At 70.5% G+C, this 23043-nt stretch carries 22 protein-coding genes; 12 read left to right on the top strand and 10 right to left on the bottom strand.

What is annotated here, in order from left to right; all coding sequences use genetic code 11:
* Positions 1-4 precede the first annotated feature (4 nt).
* A complete protein-coding gene (locus tag AC2D9U_RS07220; RefSeq protein WP_484747704.1) occupies positions 5-1165 on the bottom strand; it encodes an aminotransferase class V-fold PLP-dependent enzyme in 1161 nt (386 codons plus the stop codon).
* 73 nt (positions 1166-1238) lie between these two features.
* Between AC2D9U_RS07220 and AC2D9U_RS07215 the strand changes: the two genes are divergently transcribed.
* Positions 1239-2075: a sterol desaturase family protein gene (locus AC2D9U_RS07215; protein ID WP_484747703.1), complete on the top strand. Its 837-nt coding sequence runs from the start codon at positions 1239-1241 to the stop codon at positions 2073-2075.
* Positions 2075-2890, top strand: a complete 816-nt coding sequence (gene kynA, locus AC2D9U_RS07210) for a tryptophan 2,3-dioxygenase (RefSeq protein ID WP_484747701.1) — start codon at positions 2075-2077, stop codon at positions 2888-2890. Before AC2D9U_RS07215 ends, kynA begins: the two co-directional genes overlap by 1 nt.
* A gap of 6 nt (positions 2891-2896) precedes the next feature.
* Here the strand turns inward: kynA and ychF are convergent, their stop codons facing one another.
* The 5 genes from ychF to AC2D9U_RS07185 all read right to left on the bottom strand — a co-directional run bounded on the left by ychF (position 2897) and on the right by AC2D9U_RS07185 (position 6725).
* Positions 2897-3991: a redox-regulated ATPase YchF gene (gene ychF, locus AC2D9U_RS07205; RefSeq protein WP_484747700.1), complete on the bottom strand. Its 1095-nt coding sequence runs from the start codon at positions 3989-3991 to the stop codon at positions 2897-2899.
* Positions 3992-3995: 4 nt separating this feature from the next.
* Positions 3996-4472 carry a hypothetical protein gene (locus AC2D9U_RS07200; protein WP_484747698.1) on the bottom strand — a complete coding sequence of 159 codons (477 nt, stop codon included), beginning with the start codon at positions 4470-4472 and terminating at the stop codon, positions 3996-3998.
* Positions 4473-4477: 5 nt separating this feature from the next.
* Positions 4478-5050: an aminoacyl-tRNA hydrolase gene (gene pth, locus AC2D9U_RS07195; protein WP_484747695.1), complete on the bottom strand. Its 573-nt coding sequence runs from the start codon at positions 5048-5050 to the stop codon at positions 4478-4480.
* A 24-nt stretch (positions 5051-5074) separates the two neighbouring features.
* Positions 5075-5773: a 50S ribosomal protein L25/general stress protein Ctc gene (locus tag AC2D9U_RS07190; protein WP_484747693.1), complete on the bottom strand. Its 699-nt coding sequence runs from the start codon at positions 5771-5773 to the stop codon at positions 5075-5077.
* Positions 5774-5918: 145 nt separating this feature from the next.
* Positions 5919-6725, bottom strand: coding sequence for a DUF2189 domain-containing protein (locus AC2D9U_RS07185; RefSeq protein ID WP_484747691.1), 807 nt, complete (start codon positions 6723-6725; stop codon positions 5919-5921).
* 165 nt (positions 6726-6890) lie between these two features.
* Between AC2D9U_RS07185 and ccoN the strand changes: the two genes are divergently transcribed.
* The 10 genes from ccoN to AC2D9U_RS07135 all read left to right on the top strand — a co-directional run bounded on the left by ccoN (position 6891) and on the right by AC2D9U_RS07135 (position 18433).
* The gene (ccoN, locus tag AC2D9U_RS07180) at positions 6891-8405 is read left to right on the top strand and encodes a cytochrome-c oxidase, cbb3-type subunit I (protein ID WP_484747690.1); all 1515 of its coding nucleotides are present in this window, start codon (positions 6891-6893) and stop codon (positions 8403-8405) included.
* A gap of 13 nt (positions 8406-8418) precedes the next feature.
* Positions 8419-9150, top strand: coding sequence for a cytochrome-c oxidase, cbb3-type subunit II (gene ccoO / locus AC2D9U_RS07175; RefSeq protein WP_484747689.1), 732 nt, complete (start codon positions 8419-8421; stop codon positions 9148-9150).
* Positions 9151-9163: 13 nt separating this feature from the next.
* Positions 9164-9343 (top strand): cbb3-type cytochrome oxidase subunit 3, encoded by a 180-nt coding sequence (locus AC2D9U_RS07170; protein WP_484747687.1) that lies wholly within the window; start codon positions 9164-9166, stop codon positions 9341-9343.
* Between the two features lie 13 nt (positions 9344-9356).
* Positions 9357-10229: a cytochrome-c oxidase, cbb3-type subunit III gene (gene ccoP, locus AC2D9U_RS07165; protein WP_484747685.1), complete on the top strand. Its 873-nt coding sequence runs from the start codon at positions 9357-9359 to the stop codon at positions 10227-10229.
* Positions 10230-10233: 4 nt separating this feature from the next.
* Positions 10234-11757, top strand: coding sequence for a cytochrome c oxidase accessory protein CcoG (ccoG, locus tag AC2D9U_RS07160; protein WP_484747684.1), 1524 nt, complete (start codon positions 10234-10236; stop codon positions 11755-11757).
* Complete coding sequence (locus AC2D9U_RS07155) at positions 11744-12211, top strand: FixH family protein (RefSeq protein ID WP_484747683.1); 468 nt, start codon at positions 11744-11746, stop codon at positions 12209-12211. Before ccoG ends, AC2D9U_RS07155 begins: the two co-directional genes overlap by 14 nt.
* Positions 12208-14568 (top strand): heavy metal translocating P-type ATPase, encoded by a 2361-nt coding sequence (locus tag AC2D9U_RS07150; RefSeq protein WP_484747682.1) that lies wholly within the window; start codon positions 12208-12210, stop codon positions 14566-14568. The genes AC2D9U_RS07155 and AC2D9U_RS07150 overlap by 4 nt, the downstream gene beginning before the upstream one ends.
* On the top strand, positions 14565-14777 hold the full coding sequence (gene ccoS / locus AC2D9U_RS07145) for a cbb3-type cytochrome oxidase assembly protein CcoS (RefSeq protein WP_484747680.1): 213 nt from the start codon (positions 14565-14567) through the stop codon (positions 14775-14777). Before AC2D9U_RS07150 ends, ccoS begins: the two co-directional genes overlap by 4 nt.
* Positions 14774-14950, top strand: coding sequence for a hypothetical protein (locus AC2D9U_RS07140; RefSeq protein ID WP_484747679.1), 177 nt, complete (start codon positions 14774-14776; stop codon positions 14948-14950). The genes ccoS and AC2D9U_RS07140 overlap by 4 nt, the downstream gene beginning before the upstream one ends.
* Positions 14951-15016: 66 nt before the next feature.
* On the top strand, positions 15017-18433 hold the full coding sequence (locus AC2D9U_RS07135; protein WP_484747677.1) for an indolepyruvate ferredoxin oxidoreductase family protein: 3417 nt from the start codon (positions 15017-15019) through the stop codon (positions 18431-18433).
* Between the two features lie 298 nt (positions 18434-18731).
* Here the strand turns inward: AC2D9U_RS07135 and AC2D9U_RS07130 are convergent, their stop codons facing one another.
* Genes AC2D9U_RS07130 through trxA form a run of 4 tightly spaced genes read right to left on the bottom strand, consistent with a single transcriptional unit; the run spans position 18732 to position 22975 of the window.
* Entirely contained in the window at positions 18732-19892 is a 1161-nt protein-coding gene (locus tag AC2D9U_RS07130; protein WP_484747676.1) for an alginate O-acetyltransferase AlgX-related protein, read from the bottom strand.
* A 13-nt stretch (positions 19893-19905) separates the two neighbouring features.
* Entirely contained in the window at positions 19906-21465 is a 1560-nt protein-coding gene (locus AC2D9U_RS07125; protein ID WP_484747674.1) for an MBOAT family O-acyltransferase, read from the bottom strand.
* Positions 21466-21521: 56 nt separating this feature from the next.
* The gene (locus AC2D9U_RS07120; RefSeq protein ID WP_484747672.1) at positions 21522-22649 is read right to left on the bottom strand and encodes a PQQ-dependent sugar dehydrogenase; all 1128 of its coding nucleotides are present in this window, start codon (positions 22647-22649) and stop codon (positions 21522-21524) included.
* Positions 22646-22975 (bottom strand): thioredoxin TrxA, encoded by a 330-nt coding sequence (trxA, locus tag AC2D9U_RS07115; protein WP_484747671.1) that lies wholly within the window; start codon positions 22973-22975, stop codon positions 22646-22648. The genes AC2D9U_RS07120 and trxA overlap by 4 nt, the downstream gene beginning before the upstream one ends.
* Between the last annotated feature and the right edge of the window lie 68 nt (positions 22976-23043).

The raw sequence follows: 23043 nt of genomic DNA, 5'->3' as shown, positions 1-23043 counted from the left end.
CGGGTTACGCCTTCGCGGCCAGCCCCGCCAGACGGGCGAGCAACGCATCCACCTCCGCATCGGTCTGGTAGATCCCGAAGCCGAAGCGCAGCCTTGTACCGCGCCGGTCCGTGATGATCCGCGCCGCCTCCAGCCGCGCCTGCCAGCCTGCAGCGTCGGGGATGTCGAAGGTGAGGAAATTGCCGCGGTTCTTCTCGCCCAGCGGCACGACGAGGGTCGCGGGGTCGAGCCCCGTGCCGGCGAGCCCCGCCACGAAGCGCGTCTGCAGCGCATGCGCGTGGTCGCGCACCATCGCGGTGGTCAGGCCCTGTTCCTCGAACCAGCGCAGCGCGGCGTTGAGGCGGAAGAGCGCGGTGGGGTCGAAGGTGGCGCCCATGAAGCGGTTGCCATCCGCCGCATAGCCCACGCCGCCGCCGGGCGCGGCCAGCGCGCTGAAGGCGGCGTACCAGCCCGTCGCGCGCGGTCGTGGCAGCCAGCCGGGCGGGCAATGCAGGAAGCAGCAGCCCTCGCCCGCCATCGCGTATTTGTAGCCGCCGGCGGTGTAGAAGGCGCGGTCGGCGACGGGGCCGAGATCGACGGGCCGGGCCATGAAGCCGTGATAGCCATCGATCACCAGCACGGCCTCTCCGGCCGCGGCCGCCAGGGGGGTGACATCGGGCTGGGCGTAGCCGGAATTGAAGAAGACCTCCGACACCCAGATCAGGTCGAAGTTGTCTCGCGCTGCCGCCACCAATCGATCCATGCAGGCCGCACCCGGCTCGGCGGGGATGCGCGTGACCTGCACCAGGCCTTCCTCCTCCAGCCGGGCCAATTGCCGGGTCAGGGTGTGGAACTCGCCATCCGTGGTCAGCACGCGCGCGGGCCGGGTGGGGTCCAGCGCCGAGAGGATGCGCAGCAGGAAATCATGCGTGTTGGCGGAAAAGACCAGCGTGGCGGGGTCCGGCAGGCCCAACTGCCGGGCCACGCGCGCGCGGCACTCGGCCACGACGCCGCCCAGCACGCTGCCCCATTTCGCATCCTGCTCCGCCGCCGCGAGGTCCCAGGCGGCGAGTTGGGCCGCGCGGGTCGCATCCGGCCAGGGATGGTGGCTGTGCGCGGCGAAATGCAGCCGGCCGGGCTCGGCCTGGAGGAAGCGGGAAAAATGCGGGCGCAGGTCGGGGATCATGACGCGCGATGTGGTTGCGCACCCGCCGCGTCACCAGATGTTCGGTGGTGAAGGCCCTTGGAAGCGGAGCGGCATGAGCGAGGCAGCGATTCGCCTGGCGGTTTTCCTCGGCGTGCTGGCCACCATGCTGTGGGCCGAGCGCCAATGGACGCGGGGCGTGGCGCGGCCGATCGGCTGGCGTCGCTGGCCAGGCAATCTCAGCCTGCCGGTGATCGGCGCGGCGCTGGTTCGCCTCGTGGCGCCAGCCGGTGCGGTGGGCGTCGCGCTCTGGGCGGAGGCGCAGGGGCTGGGGCTCCTGCCGATGCTGGGCCTGCCCGCTTGGCTGGCCGTGCCGCTGGCGATCGTGGTGCTGGACCTGGCGATCTACGCGCAGCACCGGCTGTTCCACCATGTGCCGCTGCTCTGGCGGCTGCACCGGATGCACCATGCCGATCCGGAATTGGACGCGACGACGGGCCTGCGTTTTCACCCGCTGGAGATCCTGCTCTCCCTGGGCATCAAGGCCGTGGTCGTCGTGGCTCTCGGCGCACCGGCCGTGGCGGTGCTGGCCTTCGAACTCCTGCTGAACGCGACCAGCCTGTTCAACCATGCCAATATCCGCCTGCCGCGGCGCGTGGATGCGGTGCTGCGCCGGGTGCTGGTGACGCCCGACATGCACCGCACCCACCATTCGGAAGTGCCGGCCGAGACGGATAGCTGCTTCGGCTTCTGCCTGCCTTGGTGGGATCGGCTTTTCGGCACCTATCGCGCCGCGCCCGCGGCGGGGCTCGACGCAGCCGTGATTGGCGTACCGGGTTTCCGCGCGGCGGGGGAGCAGCGGCTCGACCGGCTGCTGCTGCAACCCTTGCGGCGCCATGGTTCCGGCCACGCCGCGTCACCAGATCCGTCCTCACAGCCAGGAGCATCGTGATGGTCGAGGGTGCGGAGACCGATTTCTCGCGGAAGATGGACTACGCCGAATATCTCGGCCTGGAGGCGCTGCTGGCGGCGCAGAAGCCGCGCTCGGGCCAGCATGACGAGATGCTCTTCATCGTCATCCACCAGGTGCAGGAGCTGTGGATGAAGCTGATGGGCCATGAGCTGTCGCTGGCCATGGACAATATCCGCGCGGATTCCCTCGCCCCCGCCTTCAAGGCCATGGCGCGGGTCAGCCGCATCCAGCGCCAGCTGGTCGAGGCCTGGGACGTGCTGACCACCCTCACCCCGCATGACTACCTGGCCTTCCGCGAGAGCCTCGGTTCCTCCTCCGGCTTCCAGTCCTGGCAGTACCGGATGCTGGAGTTCCGCATGGGCCAGCGCGACGCCTTCATGCTGCGCCCGCATGCGCATCGCCCGACCATCCAGGCCGAGCTGCGCGCGGCCTTCGAAGCACCTTCCCTCTATGATGAGGCGCTGCGCCTGCTGGCCCGGCGCGGCCTGCCCGTGCCGGAGGCGGTGCTGGCGCGCGACTTCACGCGCACGCATCAGCCCGATCCGGGGGTGGAGGCGGTCTGGGCCGAGGTCTATCGCCACGCTGACCGGCATTTCGACCTCTATGAGCTGGCGGAGGAACTCGTGGACCTGGAGGATTCCTTCCAGACTTGGCGCTTCCGGCACCTCAAGACGGTGGAGCGCATCATCGGCGGGCGCATGGGCACGGGCGGGAGTGCCGGCGTGTCCTACCTCAAGGGGGTGCTGGAGAAGCGGTTCTTTCCGGAGCTGTTCTCGGTCCGGACCACGCTGTGAACACCCTCACACATTAAACCTGAACAGCAACACATCGCCGTCCTTGACGACGTATTCCTTGCCCTCGATGCGCATCTTGCCGGCTTCCTTGGCGCCCTGCTCGCCGCCCAGGGCGACGTAGTCGTCATAGGCGGTGGTCTCGGCCGCGATGAAGCCGCGCTCGAAATCGCCATGGATGACGCCCGCCGCGCCCGGCGCCTTGGTGCCGCGCGTGATGGTCCAGGCGCGCGTCTCCTTCGGACCCACCGTGAAATAGGTGACAAGGCCCAGAAGCTCGTAGCCGGCGCGGATGATGCGATCGAGCCCGCTGTCGCTCAGCCCCAGCGATTCCAGGAATTCCGCCCGGTCGGCATCGGCCATCTGGCTGATCTCGGCCTCGATGGCGGCGGAGACGATGACGGCGCGCGCGCCTTCCTTCTTCGCCATCTCGAAGACCCGCGCGCTGTGCGCGTTGCCCGTCGCGGCCGAGGCTTCCTCGACATTGCAGACATAGAGAACGGGCTTGGTGGTCATCAGCTGCAGCCGCGCCGCCGCTTCCTCCTCGCCCTTCGGAATCGCCTTGCGCGCGGGGATGCCGGCGGTGAGTGCGGCGGTCAGCGGCTCGATCAGCGCCATCTGCGCCTGCGCTTCCTTGTCCCCGCCGCGCGCCTTCTTGCCGAGGCTGACGGCGCGCTTCTCGAGGCTCTCGAGATCCGCGAGCATCAGCTCGGTCTCCACCGTCTCGGCATCGCGCACGGGGTCGACGCTGCCCTCGACATGGGTGATGTCGCCATCCTCGAAGCAGCGCAGCACGTGCACGATGGCGTCCACCTCGCGGATGTTCGCCAGGAACTGGTTGCCCAGCCCCTCGCCCTTCGAGGCCCCGCGCACCAGGCCCGCGATGTCCACGAATTCCAGGCTGGTGGGGATGATCTTCTGCGACTTGCCGATCTTCGCCAGCGTGCCCAGGCGCGGATCCGGCACGGCGACGCGCCCGACATTCGGCTCGATCGTGCAGAAGGGATAGTTCGCGGCCTGGGCCGAGGCCGTCGCCGTCAGCGCGTTGAACAGCGTGGACTTGCCGACATTGGGCAGGCCGACGATGCCGCAATTGAAACCCATGGGATCAGCCTTCTCGGGTCTGCGTCAGCGCCGTGCAGAGATCGGCGGCCAGGGTGGAGGCGGCGATGCGCGCCGCCGCGTCATCGGTGCGGAAATCCAGTGCCGCCGCGCGCAGCGCCGGCGCAAGGGTCGCCCCCGGCAGGCCGACGCGCTTCGCGGCCTCGGCGATGCGCGCCGCGTGCTCGGCCGCGCTGCGGCGCTCACCCAGCAGGGCGGCGGCCTCCAGCGCGAGGGCAGCACGCAGCGCGGCCTCGCCGGCGGTGGAGAGCACCATGCGGGCGCGGCGCACATCCGAGAGCGGCTCGCCGCTCGCCACGCCGGGCGGATTGGACATGGCGACGGCGCGCAGCGACGCCGCGGCCTGGGAGAGGCTCTGCGCCTCACGGATCAGCCCGGCCGCGAGCGCGGCGGCGCCATTGGCGAAATCCTCGGGCCCCGGGGCGCCGAAGCCGCCATCGAACATGTTTTCCGCGGATTCCATGAAGGTCACTCCGAAGGGGTCAACAGGGCCACGCGGGACATGAAGGCCTCGGGCTGGCCCTCGGCGAGCAGGGGGGCGGCCTCGGCCACGGCGTCGAGCAGGGGGGTCACCCAGGTCTCGGCCTTGGCGAAATTGCCCAGCACATGGCCGGTCACGGCATCCTTGTGGCCGGGATGGCCGATGCCCAGCCGCACGCGCCAGAAATCCGCCGAACCCAAGGCGCGCTGCATGTCGCGCAGCCCGTTATGGCCGGCCACGCCCCCGCCCTTCTTCACCCGCAGCCTGCCGGGGGCGAGGTCGAGCTCGTCATGGAAGGCCCAGATGGCCGGCGGCGGCGCCTTGATGAAGCCTGCCGCCTGCTGCACCGCATCGCCGGAGGCGTTCATGTAGGTCTCGGGCTTGAGGGCGAGCACCTTCACCCCGCCGACGAGACCCTCGGCCACCTGGCCCTTGAAGCGCTTGCGCCAGGCCGAGAAGCCGTGGCGCCGGGCAATGGCGTCCAGCGCCATGAAGCCGATATTGTGGCGCTGCCGCGCATGTTCCGGCCCCGGATTGCCGAGACCGACCCACAGAAGCACGGCAGCGCCCCCCGATCGCGCGGGTTACTTCTTCTTGGCGGGCGCGGCCGCCGCGGCCGGCTTGGCCGCCGCCGCCGCGGGCTTCGCCGCCGCCTTGCCCTTGCCCTTGGCGGGCTCGGGGGCCGCGGCCGCCACCGGGGCGACCTCTTCTTCCGTCGTCGGCGCGGCGATGGAGGCGACCATGAAGTCGCGGCCCACGATCACCGGGCGGGCGCCGAAATTGTCCTTGATCGAGGACCAGCGCAGGCCTTCGCCGATCTTGGCGTTGGCGAGGTCGATCTCGAAATGGTCCGGCACGCGGTCGACCTCGACCATCACCTCGATCTCGCGGCGCACGGCGTTCAGCACGCCGCCGGCCTTGATGCCGGGGCAGGTGTCCTCATGCAGGAACACCACGGGCACGCGCACGCGGATGCGCGCGCCGGGGGCGACGCGCTGGAAATCGATGTGCACGGGGCGGTCCGTCACCGGGTCGAACTGCACTTCGCGCATGATGGTGCGCTCGGTCGGGCCGTCCTTCACCGCGACCTCATAGAGGTGCGACTGCCAGCCACCCTTGGTCAGTTCCTTCATGATGTCGCGCGGGTCGAGCGCCACCAGGGTCGCGGGCTGCTTCGCGCCGTAGACCACACCGGGGACCAGCCCCTCACGCCGGGTCGCACGCGCTGCCCCCTTACCTGCATTTGCGCGCGCCACGACGTCGATCCGTACCGTCTGGACCATTGCCAGGCTCCTTCACTGTGAGATGCGTTGAGACAACGCAAAAACGCCGGCCTCCAGGGGTGCCGGCGAGGGGCGGACGCATAGCCGAGCGGGGGCGGCGGCGCAAGCGCGGCGCTGCCGCCCCCCAGACAGAAGGGGGGGGTCCCTACCGCACGATGTCCCGGTAGGCGTGCCAGGTGGCGTGGCCCACCAGCGGCAGGACCAGCGCGATACCCAGGAAGAAGGGCACCAGCGCCATGCCGGTGAAGACCACGATCAGCCCCGCCCAGAAGGCCATCGCCCGCCAATTGTCGAAGGTGGCGCGGATCGAGGTGACGATCGCCTCCACCGCCGAGATGTCGCGGTCGAGGATCATCGGGATGGAGACGGCCGAGATGGCGAAGGCCGCGGTGGCGAGGACGAAGCCGAAGCCCGTGCCCACGATCAGGAAGGGCAGCAGCTGGTTCGAGCGCAGCAGCGCCGCCGGCAGCATCTCGATGGCCGGCGAGAAGCCCAGCCCGAAGAACACCATGAAGAGCAGCCCGGCGATGCGCACCCAGAACAGGTTGATGAGCACCAGGGCGGCGCCCATGATCGCGAGCTGCGGCGCGTTGCGCCGATAGGCGGTGAAGGCGATGCCGAGCGAAACGGGCTCGCCCCGCTCACGCCGCCGGCTGGTCTCATAGAGGCCCGCGCCGATGATCGGCCCGACCAGGAAGAAGCCCGCCACCGCCGGCAGCACCGCCCAGCCCGAGCCGAACTGGAGCAGCAGCACCACCAGCAGCCAGCTCAGCGCCACCACCGCGCCGCCATAGAAGAAGCCGATATGCGGCGCCGCCATCAGATCCTTCCAGCCGGCCGACAGCCAGACCCAGGGCCGGTCGTTCGGCACGCGATGGATGACGATGGCGGGCCGCGCGCCCTCAGGGGGGGCGGCTTGCGGTGCGGCGGGCTCCGCGGTGTCGGTGGTCATGGCAGGCGTCTCCCCGATCCGTTCTGCGCATCACACTAGCCTTCCTGCATCGCAGCAAGACTTGATCCGGATCAAGGACGCGGTGGCGGCTTCCCGGTCTTGTAGCCCTGTCATGGGTGCGTCCCGGGGTCGGCCCGGGGAACCAGGGTTGGGGAGAGGTGCCAGATGGCGGCAACCGCAGTTGCAACAGGCTCCGCGATGGAGGGCGCCGCATCGGCCTCCCTCCATCGGGTCGAGCCCTATGTGGAGGGGCCGATCCGCGCCTTCGCGATCGCGACCATGTTCTGGGGCGTGGCCGGCTTCCTGCTCGGCGTCGTCATCGCCTCACAGCTGGCCTGGCCGCTGCTGAACCTCGACCTGGAATGGACGACCTTCGGGCGGCTGCGCCCGGTCCACACCTCCGCCGTGATCTTCGCCTTCGGCGGCAATGCGCTGTTCTGCACCAGCCTCTATGTCGTGCAGCGCACCTGCCGCGCGCGGCTGTTCGGCGGCGAGCCGATGGGCTGGTTCCTCTTCGCGGGCTACCAGTTCGTCATCGTCACGGCCGCGCTGGGCTACGTCTTCGGCGTGACGCAGGGCAAGGAATATGCCGAGCCCGAATGGTATGTAGACCTGTGGCTGACCATCGTGTGGGTGCACTACCTGGTCGCCTTCGCGGGCACGATCATGAAGCGCGAGGAACCCCACATCTACGTGGCGAACTGGTTCTTCCTGGCCTTCATCATCACCGTCGCGATGCTGCACATCGTCAACAACCTGGCCCTGCCGGTGACGATGGGGCATTCGAAGTCCTACGGCCTCGCTTCGGGCGTGCAGGATGCGATGATCCAGTGGTGGTACGGCCACAACGCGGTGGGCTTCTTCCTGACCGCGGGCTTCCTGGGGATGATGTACTACTTCATCCCCAAGCAGGCCGAGCGCCCGGTCTATTCCTACCGGCTGTCGATCGTGCACTTCTGGTCGCTGATCTTCCTCTACATCTGGGCCGGCCCGCACCACCTGCACTACACCGCACTGCCCGACTGGGCGCAGACGCTGGGCATGGTGTTCTCGATCATGCTCTGGATGCCCAGCTGGGGCGGCATGATCAACGGCGTGATGACGCTCTCCGGCGCGTGGGACAAGCTGCGCACGAACCCCGGTCTGCGCTTCTCGGTCACCGCGGTGGGCTTCTACGGCATGTCCACCTTCGAAGGGCCGGTGATGTCCATCAAGGCGGTCAACGCGCTCAGCCACTACACCGACTGGACCATCGGCCATGTGCATTCGGGCGCGATGGGCTGGGTCGGCTTCGTCACCTTCGGCGCGCTCTACTGGCTGTTCCCCAAGCTCTGGGGCAAGCGCGGCATGTATTCCGAGAAGCTGATCTCCTGGCACTTCTGGGTCGCGACCCTGGGCATCGTCCTCTACATCACCGCGATGTGGGTGTCGGGCATCCTGCAGGGCCTGATGTGGCGCGCCTATGACGAGAACGGCTTCCTGCAATACGCCTTCATCGAGACCGTGGCGGCGATGCACCCCTACTACGTCATCCGCGTGCTCGGCGGGCTGATGTACCTCTCGGGCGCGCTGATCATGGTCTACAACCTCTGGATGACCGTGACGCGCGGCGAGCAGGAGGAACCGGCCGCCGTGCCGGCCGCCTCCTATGCCGGCCCTGTCCCGGCTCCGGCCGAATAAGGGAGCCCCGGACATGAACTGGTTCAGCAAGCACGCGCTGATCGAGAAGAACGTCGTCCTGATGGCGGTGCTCACCCTCATCACCGTCTCGATCGGCGGCCTGGCGCAGATCGTCCCGCTCTTCACCGTGGAGAGCACGATCGAGCGCGTGCAGGGCATCCGCCCCTACACGCCGCTCGAACTCGCCGGGCGCGACATCTACATCCGCGAGGGCTGCTACACCTGCCACAGCCAGATGATCCGCCCCTTCCGCGACGAGGCCGAGCGCTATGGCCATTTCAGCCTGGCGGCGGAGAGCATGTACGACCACCCCTTCCAGTGGGGATCGAAGCGCACGGGGCCGGACCTCGCGCGCGTCGGCGGGCGCTATTCGGACCAGTGGCAGGCGGCGCATCTGCGCAGCCCGCGCTCGGTGGTGCCGGACAGCATCATGCCGCCCTACGCCTTCCTCGACCGGCCGCTCGATACCTCTGATGTCGCGCAGCGGCTGCGCGCGCAGCGTGCGGTGGGCGTGCCCTATTCGGATGAGATGATCGCCAATGCCCGCGCCGATCTCGAGGCGCAGGCCAATCCGGATGCGGACGCCACCGGCTTCCAGTCGCGCTATGCCCGCGCCGCGCAACGCGCCTTCGACGGCAACCCGCGGGTGCTGACCGAGATGGATGCGCTGGTCGCCTATCTGCAGATGCTCGGCACGCTCGTGCAGTTCCGCGACGTGACCCCCGACCAGCTCCGGCAGCAGTGAGAGGAGACGGAACATGAGTCTGCTCGACCTGCAGCCGATCTTCTCCACCCTCTGGGTGGTGTGGTTCTTCGTGTTGTTCATCGGGATCCTGATCTACGTCATGGCGCCGCGCCGGCGGGGTGCCTACGAGCGCGCGGGCGATATTCCGCTGCGCGACGACGATACCCCCCGCCCCGCCCGCCACCCGTCCTGAGGAGAGGCACAAGATGCCCACCAAGATCGAGAAGGACGCCCTGACGGGCACCGACACCACCGGCCATGAATGGGACGGATTGAAGGAGCTGAACACGCCGCTGCCGAAATGGTGGCTGTATGTCCTCTACGCCTGCATCGCCTTCAGCGCCGTCTATGTGCTGTTCTACCCCGCGGTGCCGATCCGCGGCGCCACCGGCATCACCGGCTGGGTGGCGCGCGAGGCGATCGTCGAGGATCTGCGCGCGCAGCAGACGGCGCGCGAGCCGATGATGGCGCGCATCCGCGCCGCCAGCCCGGCCGAGATCGCCGCCAACCCCGAGCTGCGCAGCTTCGCCATGGCGGGCGGGCGCATCGCCTTCGCCAACAACTGCGCCGCCTGCCACGGCGCGGGCGGCCAGGGCGCGGTGGGCGGCTTCCCCTCGCTCGCCGACGATGACTGGATCTGGGGCGGCACGCATGACGCGATCCGCCACACCATCCTGCACGGCGTGCGCGCCGGCGAAAGCGATGAGGAACGCGCCAGCGTGATGCCGCGCTTCGTGGCGGATGGCGTGCTGACCGCACCGCAGGTGAACGACGTGGCCGAATACGTGCTCGGCCTCGCCAACCGCTCGACGGATGCGGCCGCGCGCGGCCGGGGTGAGACGCTGTATGCCGAGAACTGCGCCGCCTGCCATGGCGAGCGCGGCGAGGGCAACCGCGATGTCGGCGCGCCGCGGCTGTCCGACCAGGTCTGGCTGTTCGGCGCCGACAAGGCGGCGATCGCGCGCTACATCGCCAACCCGCAGATGAACGTGATGCCCGCCTGGGGCCCGCGCCTGGATGCGGCGGTGGTGAACATGCTGACCGTCTACGTCCACGCGCTGGGTGGCGGCGAGAACTGAGCCCATGAGCACCGTCCAGAAGCCCGATCAGATGCGACCGGCCGGCGTTCCCCCCGCGCCGCCCTCGCTCTATGCCGACCGGGTGAAGGTCTATCCCAGGGCCGTCGCCGGCACGGTCCGTCGGGCGAAATGGGCGGTGCTCATCCTCTGTCTCGCGCTCTACTACCTCGTGCCCTGGATCCGCTGGGATCGCGGGCCCGAGGCGCCGAGCCAGGCGGTGCTGGTGGACATCACCAATGGCCGCCTGTTCTTCTTCTTCTTCGAGATCTGGCCGCAGGAGGTCTATTTCCTCACCGGGCTGCTGGTGCTCGGCGCCATCGGCCTCTTCGCCGCCACCTCGCTCTTCGGCCGCGTCTGGTGCGGCTTCGCCTGCCCGCAGACGGTCTGGACGGACCTGTTCATGTGGGTGGAACGCCGCATCCAGGGCGACCGCAACGAACGCATGCGGCTCGACCGCGCGCCCTGGTCGGCGGAGAAGCTCCGCAAGAAGGGGCTGACGCACGCCGCCTGGCTGGCCATCGCCATGGCCACGGGCGGTGCGTGGATCATGTATTTCCAGGATGCGCCCACCGTCACCGTGGAGTTGCTGACCGGCGGCGCGAGCCTCGAGACCTATTTCTTCTTCGCGCTCTTCACCGGCACCACCTATCTGCTGGCCGGCTGGGCGCGCGAGCAGGTCTGCACCTACATGTGCCCCTGGCCGCGCTTCCAGGCGGCGATGCTGGATGAGAATTCCCTCGTCGTCTCCTATCGCGACTGGCGCGGCGAGCCGCGCGGCAAGCTGAAATCCGAAGGCAGCGGCGATTGCATCGATTGCGGGGCCTGCGTGCATGTCTGCCCCACCGGCATCGACATCCGCGACGGCCAGCAGCTGGAATGCATCGGCTGCGGCCTGTGCATCGATGCCTGCGACGACGTGATGAAGAAGATCGGCCGCCCGACGGGGCTGATCGCCTTCGAGACGCTGGCCAACATCGCCACCTCCACCGCCGCCACGCGGGCCATGCCCCCCGGCCCGGCGCGCGACGCCTGCGGCATGCAGGCGCGCCACGTGCCGAAATTCATCCGCCCGCGCACCATCCTCTACAGCGCGATGCTGGGCGCGGTGCTGGCCGTGATGGCCGGCGCCTGGCTGCTGCGCGAGACCACGACGCTGGCCGTGATCCGCGACCGCGCGCCGCTCTATGTCACGCTTTCGGATGGCGGCGTGCGCAACGGCTTCACGCTGAAGATCGCCAACAAGCTGCGCAGCACCAATTCGCTGACCCTGAGCCTGCACGCCGCCGCCCCGCTGCAGCTTGTGGTGCAGGAGGCCGAGCCCGCCGGGCCGAATGCCTTCCGCGTCACCACCCGCGCCGATGGCATCACGCAATGGCGCGCGCTGGTCACGCTGCCGGCGGGCAGCCGCAGCCGTGAATCGACACAAGTCACCTTCCGCCTGACCGATGCGCGGGGCCGCGTGCTGGTCAGCGAACGCAGCGTCTTCCTGGGCCCCGAGCGCGAGGAACGTCACGATGTCCGCCGTTGATCCGAACCGCAGCAAGTGGATTCCCTGGGTCTTCGTCGGCGGCATGGGCCTTGTCGTGGTGGTGAATGCCGGGCTGGTCTTCGCCGCGCTCTCCACCTTCACCGGCGTCACCGTCGGCCAGTCCTATGATCGCGGGCGGAGCTACAACAACGTGCTCGCCGCCGCCGCGCGGCAGGAGGCGCTGGGCTGGTCCGCCCAGGTCTCCCTGCGGGAGGGCGCGCTGGATGTCGCGGTGCGCGACCGCGAGGGCCTGCCCGTGGCGGGCCGCCTGGAAGGCGTGCTGCAGCGCCCGCTGGAGCGCACGGCGCTGCCGCTTGATTTCGCCGCCCTCGGCCCCGGCCGCTTCCTCGCCGCCGTCACCCCCGGCCAGCCCGGCCAGTGGGAAGCACGGCTGACGCTGATCGGCCCGGGCGGGGAGAGCTTCGACATCCGCCAGCGGGTCATGGCGCCGTGACCACCCTCGCCGCGCCGGAGGGCTTCGCACCCGGCCAGGCGGGGCTGTCGCGCCGTGCCTGCGCGCATTGCGGCGCGAAGCTCGCCCCCGGCCAGGGCGAGTTCTGCTGCCAGGGCTGCGGCGCCGCCTATGCGCTGGTGCGCGGCCTTGGCCTCAACGCCTTCTACCAGCGGCAGGAGACCGCCTCCGGCACGCTGCGCCCGCCCGAGGCGCCGCCGGCGGTGGATTTCGCCGGCCTCGCCCAGAAGGGGCGCGACGGCACGATGAGCCTGGAGCTGATCGTCGGCGGGCTGACCTGCGGCGCCTGCGTCTGGCTGGTCGAGCAGGCGCTCGCGGCCGAGCCCGACGTGCTGCGCGCCCGGGCGGGTCTGACCACGCGGCGGCTGACCATCACCTGGCGGGGCGAGGCCGAACGGGCGCGCGACCTCGCGGGGCTGGTCGCGCGGCTCGGCTTCCGCGTCGCCCCCTGGTCGCCCGCCTGCCTGCGCGCCACCGAGGATGCCGAAGGCCGCGCACTGATCCGCGCGCTCGGCATCGCCGCCTTCGGGGCGATGAACGTCATGCTCGTCTCCGTGCCCGTCTGGGCCGGGCTCGACATGGGCGAGCACACGCGCGCGCTGATGCATTGGCTGGCGGCCCTGATCGGCCTGCCCACCGTGCTCGTCGCCGGCATGCCCTTCTACCGCTCGGCCTGGGATGCCCTGCGCGCGGGCCGCGTGAACATGGACATGGCCGTCTCGCTCGGCGTCATCGCCACCACGCTGATGTCGGTCAGCGAGGTGCTGCGCAACGGCCCCTATACCTGGTTCGATGGCGCAACGGCCCTGCTCGCGCTGCTGCTCGCCGGGCGCGTGCTGGATCGCCGCATGCGCGCCCGCGCCCGCCAGGCGGTGGCCGAGCTGCTGGCGCTGCAGGATGGCACGGTCGAGCTGCTGCTGGCGGATGGCTCCACCCGCGCCGTGCCGGCCGAGAACATCCGCGCCGGCGACCGCGTGCTGGTCGCGGCCGGGGAGCGGCTGCGCCTGGATGGCAGCGCGGCGCAGGCCGTGCTGCTCGATACCTCCGCCACCACCGGCGAAAGCCTGCCGCGCGAACTCGCGCCCGGCGCGGCGCTGCCGGCGGGGGCGGTGAACATGGGCGCGCCCTTCGTGCTGAGCGTGGGGGCGGCGCTGCGCGACGGCTCGCTCGCCGCGCTGGCGCGGCTGCTGGAACGCGCCGAGCAGGGGCGCGGGCGCTATGTCGCCGTCGCGGACCGCGCGGCGCGGCTCTATGTGCCGGTGGTGCATGTGGTGGCGCTGGCCACCTTCCTCGGCTGGTGGCTGCTGGTGGGCGAGAGCTGGCAGGCCGCGCTGGTGCCCGCCGTGGCCACGCTGATCGTCACCTGTCCGTGCGGGCTCGCCATCGCGGTGCCGGCGGTGCAGGTCGCCGCCGTCGGCGCGCTGTTCCGCCGCGGCGTGCTCGTCGCCTCCCCCACCGCGCTGGAGCGCCTGGCGAGCGCCGACCATGCCGTGCTCGACAAGACCGGCACGCTGAGCGAGGGCCGGCCCGAATTCATCCCCGAGGACCAGGACCCGGCGGTGCTGCGCGAGGCGGCGGGGCTGGCGCGGGCCAGCCGTCATCCGCTGGCCCAGGCCCTGCTGCGCGCCTGCCCCGACGCGCCCGCGCCCGAGGGCGTGCAGGAATTCCCCGGACAGGGCCTCGCCTGGGGCGAGAAGCGGCTGGGCAGCGCCGCCTTCCTCGGCCTGCCGCCGGAGATCGATTCCGGCATGGCGCTGCATTTCGGCCGCCCCGGCGGGCCCATCACCAGCTTCCATTTCAGCGACCGGCTGCGTGGCGATGCCGGCGAGGCGGTGCGCGCGCTGCAGGAGCTGGGGCTGGAGACCGAGCTGCTTTCCGGCGACGGCGCGGGGGTGGTGGAGGCCGCGGCCGCCGCCACCGGCATCGGCCCCTGGCAGGCCCGCGCGACGCCGGCCGACAAGGCGCACCGCATCGAGACGCTGCGCGCCGAAGGCCGGCGCACGCTGATGGTGGGCGATGGCATCAACGACGCTGCCGCGCTCGCACTCGCCCATGTCTCCGCGGCGCCGGCGACGGGGACGGATGTGGCGCAGGCCGCGGCCGACATCGTGCTGCGCGGGGAGGGCCTGTCCGCCCTGCCCGTCGCGATCCGCGTCGCGCGCCGCGCCCAGGCCTTGGCGCGGCAGAACATCTTGTTCAGCCTCGCCTACAATGTGGTGGCGGTGCCGATGGCGGTGCTGGGCTTCGTCACGCCGCTGATCGCGGCGGTGGTGATGGCCAGCAGTTCCATCATCGTCATCCTCAACGCGTTGCGGGCCGGCAAGGAGACCACGCCATGAACGTGCTGCTGCTGCTGGTGCCGGCCGCGCTGGCGCTCGGGTTGATGGGCCTCGCCGCCTTTCTCTGGACGCTGCGCCACCGGCAATACGAGGATCTGGACGGCGCCGCCTCCAGGATCCTGTTCGACGATATCCCGCGCGCGGCGCGCGACGACATCCCGCGCGCGACGCGGGACACCCTTCCCTCTCGCAAGGACCAAAAGCCATGATCTATTTCCTGGTGCTCTCGGCCGTCGTCGCGCTGGTCGGCCTCTTCGCCGTGGCGGCGGCGGCGCAGACCGCGCTGTCGCTCTTCGGCATGGCGCTCTTCGCCTTCGGCGTCGGCTTCGCCTTCTTCCTCGTGAAGTCGCATTTCGACGCGGCCGACGCCGCGAAGCACTGATCCCTCCCCCCTTGGCAGCGCCCCGCATCCTCCCCAAGGTCAAGGGAGGATGAGGGGAGCAAGCCGATGGGCAGCCTGCAAAGGCCGGGCGCGACGCTGGAAGACCGCTGGGACGCGGCGGGCGAGCCCGTGGTGCTCACCGGCATCCAGGCGCTGGTGCGGCTGCCCCTGCTGCGCCGGCAGCTCGATGCCGCGCTGGGGTGGAAGACCGGCGGCTTCATCAGCGGCTATCGCGGCTCGCCGCTCGGCGGCTACGACAAGGAGCTGGAGAAGCAGCAGGCGCGCCTCACCGCCCAGAACATCGTCTTCCGCCCCGGGCTGAACGAGGACCTCGCCGCGACCTCAATCTGGGGCACGCAGCAGCTTCATCTCTCGCCCGGCGCGACCGCCGAGGGTGTCTTCGGCATCTGGTACGGCAAGGGCCCCGGCGTGGACCGCAGCGGCGACGTGCTGCGCCATGCGAATGCCGCCGGCACGGCGCCGAAGGGGGGCGTGATCGCGCTGGCCGGCGACGATCCGGCGGCGAAATCCTCCACCGTCACCTCGGGCTGCGAATACAGTTTCGCCGATGTCGAGATGCCCATGCTCGACCCCGCCGAGGTGGCGGAGGTGCTGGAATTCGGCGTGAAGGCCATCGCGCTGTCGCGCTTCGCCGGTGTCTGGGTCGGCATCAAATGCGTGGCGGAGACGATGGATGCGGCGGCCACGCTGCAAGTGGACGCCGCCCGCTACGCCACCACGATTCCCGAGGATGTGGCGATCCCGCCCGATGGCTTCGCGCTCCGCGTGCCGGATACGGCGCAGGCGCAGGAACGCCGGCTGCGCCTGTTCAAGCTGCCCGCCGCCCAGGCCTTTGCCCGCGCCAACGGCTTCGACCGGATGATCGTCGATTCCGCCCGCGCGCGGCTCGGCATCGCGGTGCGCGGCAAGGCCTTCGCGAGCCTGCGCCAGGTGCTCGCCGATTGCGGCATCACGCCGGAGATGGCGCGCGACCACGGTCTGCGCATCTGGAAGGTGGGGCTGGCCTGGCCGCTGGATGCCGAGGGCGCGCGCCACTTCGCCCGGGGCCTGGAGGATGTGCTGGTGATCGAGGATCGCCGCGCCTTCCTCGAGACCCAGCTGCGCGATGCGCTCTACGCCCTGCCCGACCGCCCGCGCCTCCAGGGCAAGCGCGATGGCATGGGCGCGCCGCTGCTCTCCGAACTCACCGAACTCGACGCCGCCGAGATCACCCGCGCGCTCGCGCGCTTCCTGCCCGAGGGCCTGCACACGGAGCGCCTGCAGGCGCGCCTCGCCGAGATCGCGGCCCTGGAACAGGCGGCCACCACGCCGCTCGCTGAGCGCGGGCCCTTCTTCTGCCCGGGCTGCCCGCACAACACCTCGACCCGCCTGCCCGAGGGCTCGCGCGCACTGGCGGGCATCGGCTGCCACTGGCTGGTGACGAAGATGCCGGAGCGCGAATCGCTCCCCTTCACCCAGATGGGCGGTGAGGGCGCGCCCTGGCTCGGCCTGATGCACTTCACCGAGGAGGCGCATATCTTCGCCAATATCGGGGATGGCACCTGGGCGCATTCCGGCTCGCTCGCGCTGCGCGCGGCGGTCGAGGCGCGGGCCAACATGACCTACAAGCTGCTGGTCAATTCTGCGGTCGCGATGACCGGCGGCCAGCATGTCGAAGGCAGCATGACGGTGCCGCGCATCGCGGCCCAGCTGCGCGCCGAGGGCGTGGAGCGCATCGCCATCGTCGCCGATGATCCGGACCGGCATCGCGGCGATCCCGAGATGCCTTCGGGTGTGACGTTTCATCATCGCAGCGCACTCGATTCCGTGCAGCGCGAATTGCGCGAGCAAAAAGGTGTCACCGGCCTGATCTACGACCAGGAATGCGCCACCGAACGCCGCCGCAAGCGCAAGCGGGGCACGGCGCAGAAGGCCGAGCGGCGCGCGGTGATCAATCCCCGCGTCTGCGAGGATTGCGGCGAATGCTCGCGCGTCTCGAACTGCATCGCGGTGGAACCGCTCGAGACGCCGTGGGGCCGCAAGCGCCGCATCGACCAATCCGCCTGCAACCAGGACCTCAGCTGCGTGCAGGGTTTCTGCCCGTCCTTCGTCACGCTGCTGGGCGCGGAACCGGCGCGGCCCGAAACGCCGGTTGTTGAGGGCGCGCTGCCGGATCCCGTGCTGCCCACGCCGCCCGATGGCGTGGCCTGGAACGTGCTGATCGCGGGCATCGGCGGGCAGGGCGTGACGGCGGTGGGCGCCATCCTCGGCATGGCGGCGCATCTGGATGGAAGGCCCTCGCGCAGCGTCGATACGCTCGGCTTCGCGCAGAAGGGGGGTGGCGTCTTCGTGCAGCTGCGCATCGGGCAGCCCGGTACGACGGAAGCGAGCATCGCCAGCCCGCGCATCGGCGCCGGCCAGGCGGATCTGCTGATCGCCTCGGATCTGGTGGTGGCGCATGGCCGCGCGGCGCGGCCGCTGCTCTCGCATCATCGCAGCGCGACGGTGGTGAATGTGGAGATGGCGCCCACCGCGCTCTTCGTGCGCGACACCACCACGCGCTACGACACGGCGGCGATGCTGGAGAGCCTGCGCGCGGCCTCGCGCGACACGCTGCCGCTGGAGGCGGCAAGCGAGGTGGTGGCGGAACTTGGTGACGCGATCTTCCTCAACATCTGGCTGCTCGGCGTCGCCTTCCAGCGGGGCTTGGTTCCGGTGAGCGCGGCGGCGCTGGAGCGCGCCATCACGCTCAACGGCGCGGCGGTGGAACGCAACCTTGCCGCCTTCGCGCTCGGCCGGCGCGCGCAGATCGAGGGCCGGCACGCGATGCCGGAGGCTGCGGAAAGCATCGACGCGCTGATGGCGCGCTGCGCGGCCGATCTCACCGACTATCAGAACGCCCGCTATGCGCGGCGCTACACGGATTTCCTCGCGACGATCCGCGCCGCCGAACAGGCCGCGCTGCCGGGCGCGGAACGCCTGACGCGCGCGGTGGCGACACAGCTCTACCGGCTGATGGCCTACAAGGATGAATACGAGGTCGCGCGGCTGCACAGTCTGCCGGACTGGCAGAACCACCTCGCCACGCAGTTCCGCGGCACCACGCGGATCGAGATGAACCTCGCCCCGCCGCTGCTCTCGAAGCCCGACCCGCATACGGGCCTGCCCGCGAAGCGGCGCTTCGGCCCCTGGATGCTGCGCGCCATGGGCTGGCTGCGGCATGGCAAGGTGCTGCGCGGCAGCGTGCTCGACCCCTTCGGGCATACCGAGGAACGGCGCATGGAGCGCGCGCTGATCGAGGAGTATCGGGAGGCCATCGCCGGCTTCGCGAAGCGCCTCTCGCCGGCCAACCACGCCGTGATCTGCGACTGGGCCGAGGCCGCCGCCGGCATCAAGGGGTACGGGCCGATCAAGGCGCGCAACCTCGCCGCCACGCGCGCGCGCTGGCAGGAGATCTCGGCCCGAGAGCAGGATCGCTCCTGACGGATCGCTTTCGTGCTGCGGCAGGATGCGACCAGAGGGACTCATCCAGACGGCAGATACTCTAGATTTCAAACTTCCAGAGCACGAGATCCGTCCGAGAGGACGGATCGTGCTCTGCAAATCATTGAATCTAGAGCAAGAAATGCGTTCAGATGATTCCATCTGAACGCATATTGCTCTAGGCTCCAAACCCGATCAGGCGACGGACGGCTGGTCGGTTCTGGCCGCCGTCGGTCGCTTCCCGCCCGGCACCGACCAGCCCCCGGCCATCCACCGCGTCCCTGATCGGGTTTGGACCCTAACGCGGCCCGTCGAGCCAGGATTGCAGCGCCCGCTCATCCGAGCCGAGCGGCTGCCCCAGCACGCGCTCGGGCATCTCCCACAGCACCACGCGGGGCGGCGTCTCGCGCCAGGCGGGCGAGACGAAATACTCCGCCGCGGCGCGGGCGAAGCCGCCCCCGGCCAGGGCGAGGTTCGCCACGGGGGCGCGCGCCGCCTGCTGCAGCGCACCGTGGAAATTGGCGTTGACCGAGAAGGAACTGCCGATCAGCACCACCTCCGGCACCGGGGTCTCGTCGAGGATCGATTCCGCCTCTTCCGTCTCGGTGGGGCTGGTGATCTCCACGCGCTCGCGGTCCGGGCGGGGGCGCAGCCAATCGGGCACGCGGTCCAGGCTCATCAGCCGCAGCAGGTCGCCGGGGCCGTTGGTCTCGTCCTGCGCGGCCTCGGTGCGGAACCCGGTCTCGCGCGGCAACTCGGCGGGCAGGGCGGCGGCCAGGGCCTGGGCGGCGCGGCGCGCGCCCTCCTGGTTCCAATGCGTGTCGGTGCGGTAGAACAGCGCCGGGCCCTCTGCCCCGAAGGCCGCGGCGATGTCCACCAGCGCGACGCCTTGCGCGGCCAGCGCGGCCTGGAAGGCGGGCAGGCGGGCCTCGGCCTGGGCGGCATAGGGCACGCCGCAGCGCATCGCCGGCACCATGCGCGCCTTGTCCGGCACCACCGCGACGCGCAGCGCGATGCCGTCGCGGGCCAGCCGCTCGGCCACGGCGGCGACCAGCGCGGCCCGGCGCGCCATGGCGCCCTCCGCATCCGGCCAGGGGCGGACTTCCTCCGCCAGGTAGAGCCAGCCGCCGCAGCCGGGCAGCACCTGCGTGCTGCCGGCCCCGAAGAGCTTCCAGCGCAGCACGCCCCCGGCGGCGCGCAGCAGCGGGTCGGCGGGCAGGTCATGCGCCATCACATGGTTCACCGCCGCCGCGGTGCGCCCGGCGAGGAAGGCGTCCGGGTGCATCACCTCCGCCAGGCGGCGCTGCGCCTGGGGGGTCGCGATGGCGGCGATGCCCTGCCAGAGGCCCAGCGCGAGGAAGCCCAGCGTGGCGAGGCCGAAGACCCTTTCCGCCAGCCGCCGCCCCGGGAATTCGGGCCCGTCCGGGTCGCGGCGGGCGAGGACATCCGGCGAGGTCATGCGGCCCGCCCCCTCAGAACTGGAAATACAGGAAGGGCACGGCGGCGCGGCTGTAGAGCAGCACCACCGCGGCCAGGAAGGCAAGCATCGGCCAGCACAGCCACCACAGCCGCGCCAGCACCGCGCCCGCACCCGCGCGCATCGGGTCCGGCAGCAGGCCGCGGCGCTTCAGCGCCTCCAGCAGCAGCGGCAGGTAGACGAAGAAAACGGCCAGCGGCAGCGTCCAGGCCCGGTCGGCGGTGAGCTGCCAGGCCAGGGCGTCCGAGAGCGCGAGGCCGTGCAGGCCGATCATGCCGCCATACATCGACCCGGCGCCGGCCAGGGTCTCGGCGCGGAAGATCACCCAGCCGATGATGACGCAGAGCAGCGTCAGCGCATGGGCGAGGATCCAGGGCGGGCGCCAGCCGGCCTCGCGGCGGCGGTCCGCGCCCGCGCGCCGCTCGCCCGTGGCGGGCAGGGGGGCGCCCAGCGCGTCGCGCCGTTCCTCCCCGCGCCGGCCCGGGAAGCCCTCCGCCATGCGGCGCTGGTTGCGGGTGCTCCAGAGGCGATGCAGCGCCAGCAGCCCGCCATGCCACAGGCCCCAGATCAGGAAGTTCCAGCTCGCGCCGTGCCAGAAGCCGCCGATCGCCATGACGGCGATGAGGTTGATGTAGGTGCGCCGCACACCGCGGCGGTTGCCGCCCAGCGAGACGTAGAGGTAGTCGCGCAGGAAGCTCGACAGCGTCATGTGCCAGCGCTGCCAGAAATTCTGGATCGAGGCGGCGAGGTAGGGGTTGTCGAAATTGCGCGGGAAATGGAAGCCGATCATCAGGCCGAGGCCGATGGCCATCAGCGAATAGCCGGCGAAGTCGAAGAACAATTGCAGCGTATAGGCGACCGCGCCGATCCAGGCGTCGGCGGCGGAGGGCTGGGGCAGGGCGAAGGCGGCATCCACCAGGGGCGAGAGCGTATCGGCCAGCGCCACCTTCATGGCGAAGCCGATCATGAATTTCCGCGCCCCCGCGCCGAACTGCGCCACATCGTAGCGGCGCTGCTTCAGCTCGGCGTCGATATCGGCATAGCGCACGATCGGCCCGGCGATGAGCTGGCTGAACAGCGCCTTGTAGGCCGCGTAGTCGAGGAAGCTGCGGCTGGGCAGGATGTCGCCGCGGCGGATGTCGATCAGGTAGCTGACCGATTGCAGCACGTAGAAGGACAGGCCGATGGGCAGCACGATCTCGGACCATCCGACCGGGTTGTGGCCGATGCCGCGCAGCAGGTCGTTGAAGGTCTCGACGCCGAAATTGGCGTATTTGAAGTAGCCCAGCACGCAGAGGTTGACGACGATGCCGAACCACATGAGCCGGCCGGCGGGTGGGCTGTCATGCGCGACCCGCCCCATGGCGCGCGCGACCAGGAAGGTGAAGAGCGTGACGGCGACCAGCAGGAACAGGAAATCGACGCGCCACCAGCCGTAGAAACCCCAGGAGAACAGCAGGATGGTCACGTTGCGCGCCCGGGCGGGCGTCAGCGTGTAGGCCGCGAAGAAGAGCGGCAGGAACAGGAACAGGAATTCGAAGGAGGCGAAGATCATGCACCCGCACTCTCGCGCCGGGCCATGCCAAAAAGCAAGACTCAATCGTTAAATTGTTACGGTGGCCCCAACCGGAGGATGCGGCCCTGGCGCTCATCGGTCAGGATCAGCAGCGCGCCATCCCCTGCCACCACCACTTGGCGCATCCGGATCCGCCGGTCGAAGAGCAGCCGTTCCTCGGCCAGGATCCGGTCGCCCTCGGTGGCCAGGCGCACCAGGCCGGGCGGGTTGAGGGCCGCGACGAACAGGCTGCGCTGCCAGCCCGGAAAGGCGCTGCCGGTGTAGAAGGCGATGCCCGAGGGGCTGATGGAGGGCGTCCAGAACCGCGCCGGCGCCTCGATCCCCGGCGCCGTCTTGCCGCTGCCGATGGGCGTGCCGTTGTAGTTCACGCCATGCGTGACCAGCGGCCAGCCGTAATTGGCACCCGGGCGCAGCAGGTTGATCTCATCCCCGCCACGCGCGCCGAACTCCGCCTGCCAGAGCGTGCCGGTCCAGGGGTTGCGCGCCAGGCCCTGCGGGTTGCGGTGGCCGTAGCTGAAGATCTCGCCCCGCGCGCCCTCCTGGCGGAGGAAGGGGTTGTCGGCCGGGATCCGCCCGTCGCGCTCCAGCCGCAGCACCTTGCCGGCGAGGTCATCCAGGCGCTGGGCGCGCATCATGTCGGCCTGGCGGTCGCCGGTGGAGAGATAGAGGCGCTGGTCCGTGCCGAAGGCGATCCGGCACCCGTAATGGTTGCGCCCATTGGCCTGGGCCGGCGTGGCATCCAGGATCGGCGTGGCGCCGAGCAGCGCGGATGCGTCGGGGGCCAGCCGCGCGCGGGTCAACCGCGTCAGCGCGCCCCCCTGCACCAGCGTCGCGTGGCAGAGGTAAAGCTCGCGCGTGGTGGCGAAATCCGGCGCGAGGGCGATGTCGAGCAGCCCGCCCTGGCTGCGCGCCTCGACCTGCGGCACGCCGGCCAGGGGCGCGGAGAGAGCGCCATCCAGGCCCACCAGCCGCAGCCGCCCGGGCCGTTCAGTGACCAGGAGCCGCCCATCGGGCAGCAGGGCCGCGCCCCAGGGGTGTTCGAGCCCCGTGGCGAAGGTGGTGAGGCGGAAGCTCGCGGCCTCCGAGCGCACCACCTCCCCTTCCTGCGCCGCGGCGGCGCAGGGCAGCAAAGCGACGAGCGCGAGAAGCGCCCGGCGGATCAACCAATCTTTCCCGCGATCCAGTCCTTCATCGCGCTGCGGGGCATCGCGCCGACCTTGGTGTCGAGCGGCTTGCCGTCCTTGAACAGGATCATGGTGGGGATGCCGCGCACGGCGTAGTCGTTCGGCGTCATCGGGTTGTCGTCGATGTTCACCTTCGCGACCGTCAGCTTGCCGGCATATTCCTTGGCGATCTCGTCCAGGATCGGGGCGACCATCCGGCAGGGGCCGCACCACTCGGCCCAGAAATCCACCAGCACCGGGCCGGGGGCCTCCAGCACATCGGTCTTGAAGCTGTCGTCGGTCACGGCCTTGGTGAGTTCGCTCATCGGGGGTCTCCAGAGGGTCCCGGGCGGAAGACCGGGTTGATGGCAAGATCGTGGCGGCGTTCGCCCTG

It is taken from the genome of Roseomonas sp. TF40 (assembly GCF_057219975.1).
The sequence above is the reverse complement of the archived record's forward strand: the minus strand, read 5'-3'. Positions and strand labels throughout refer to the sequence as shown.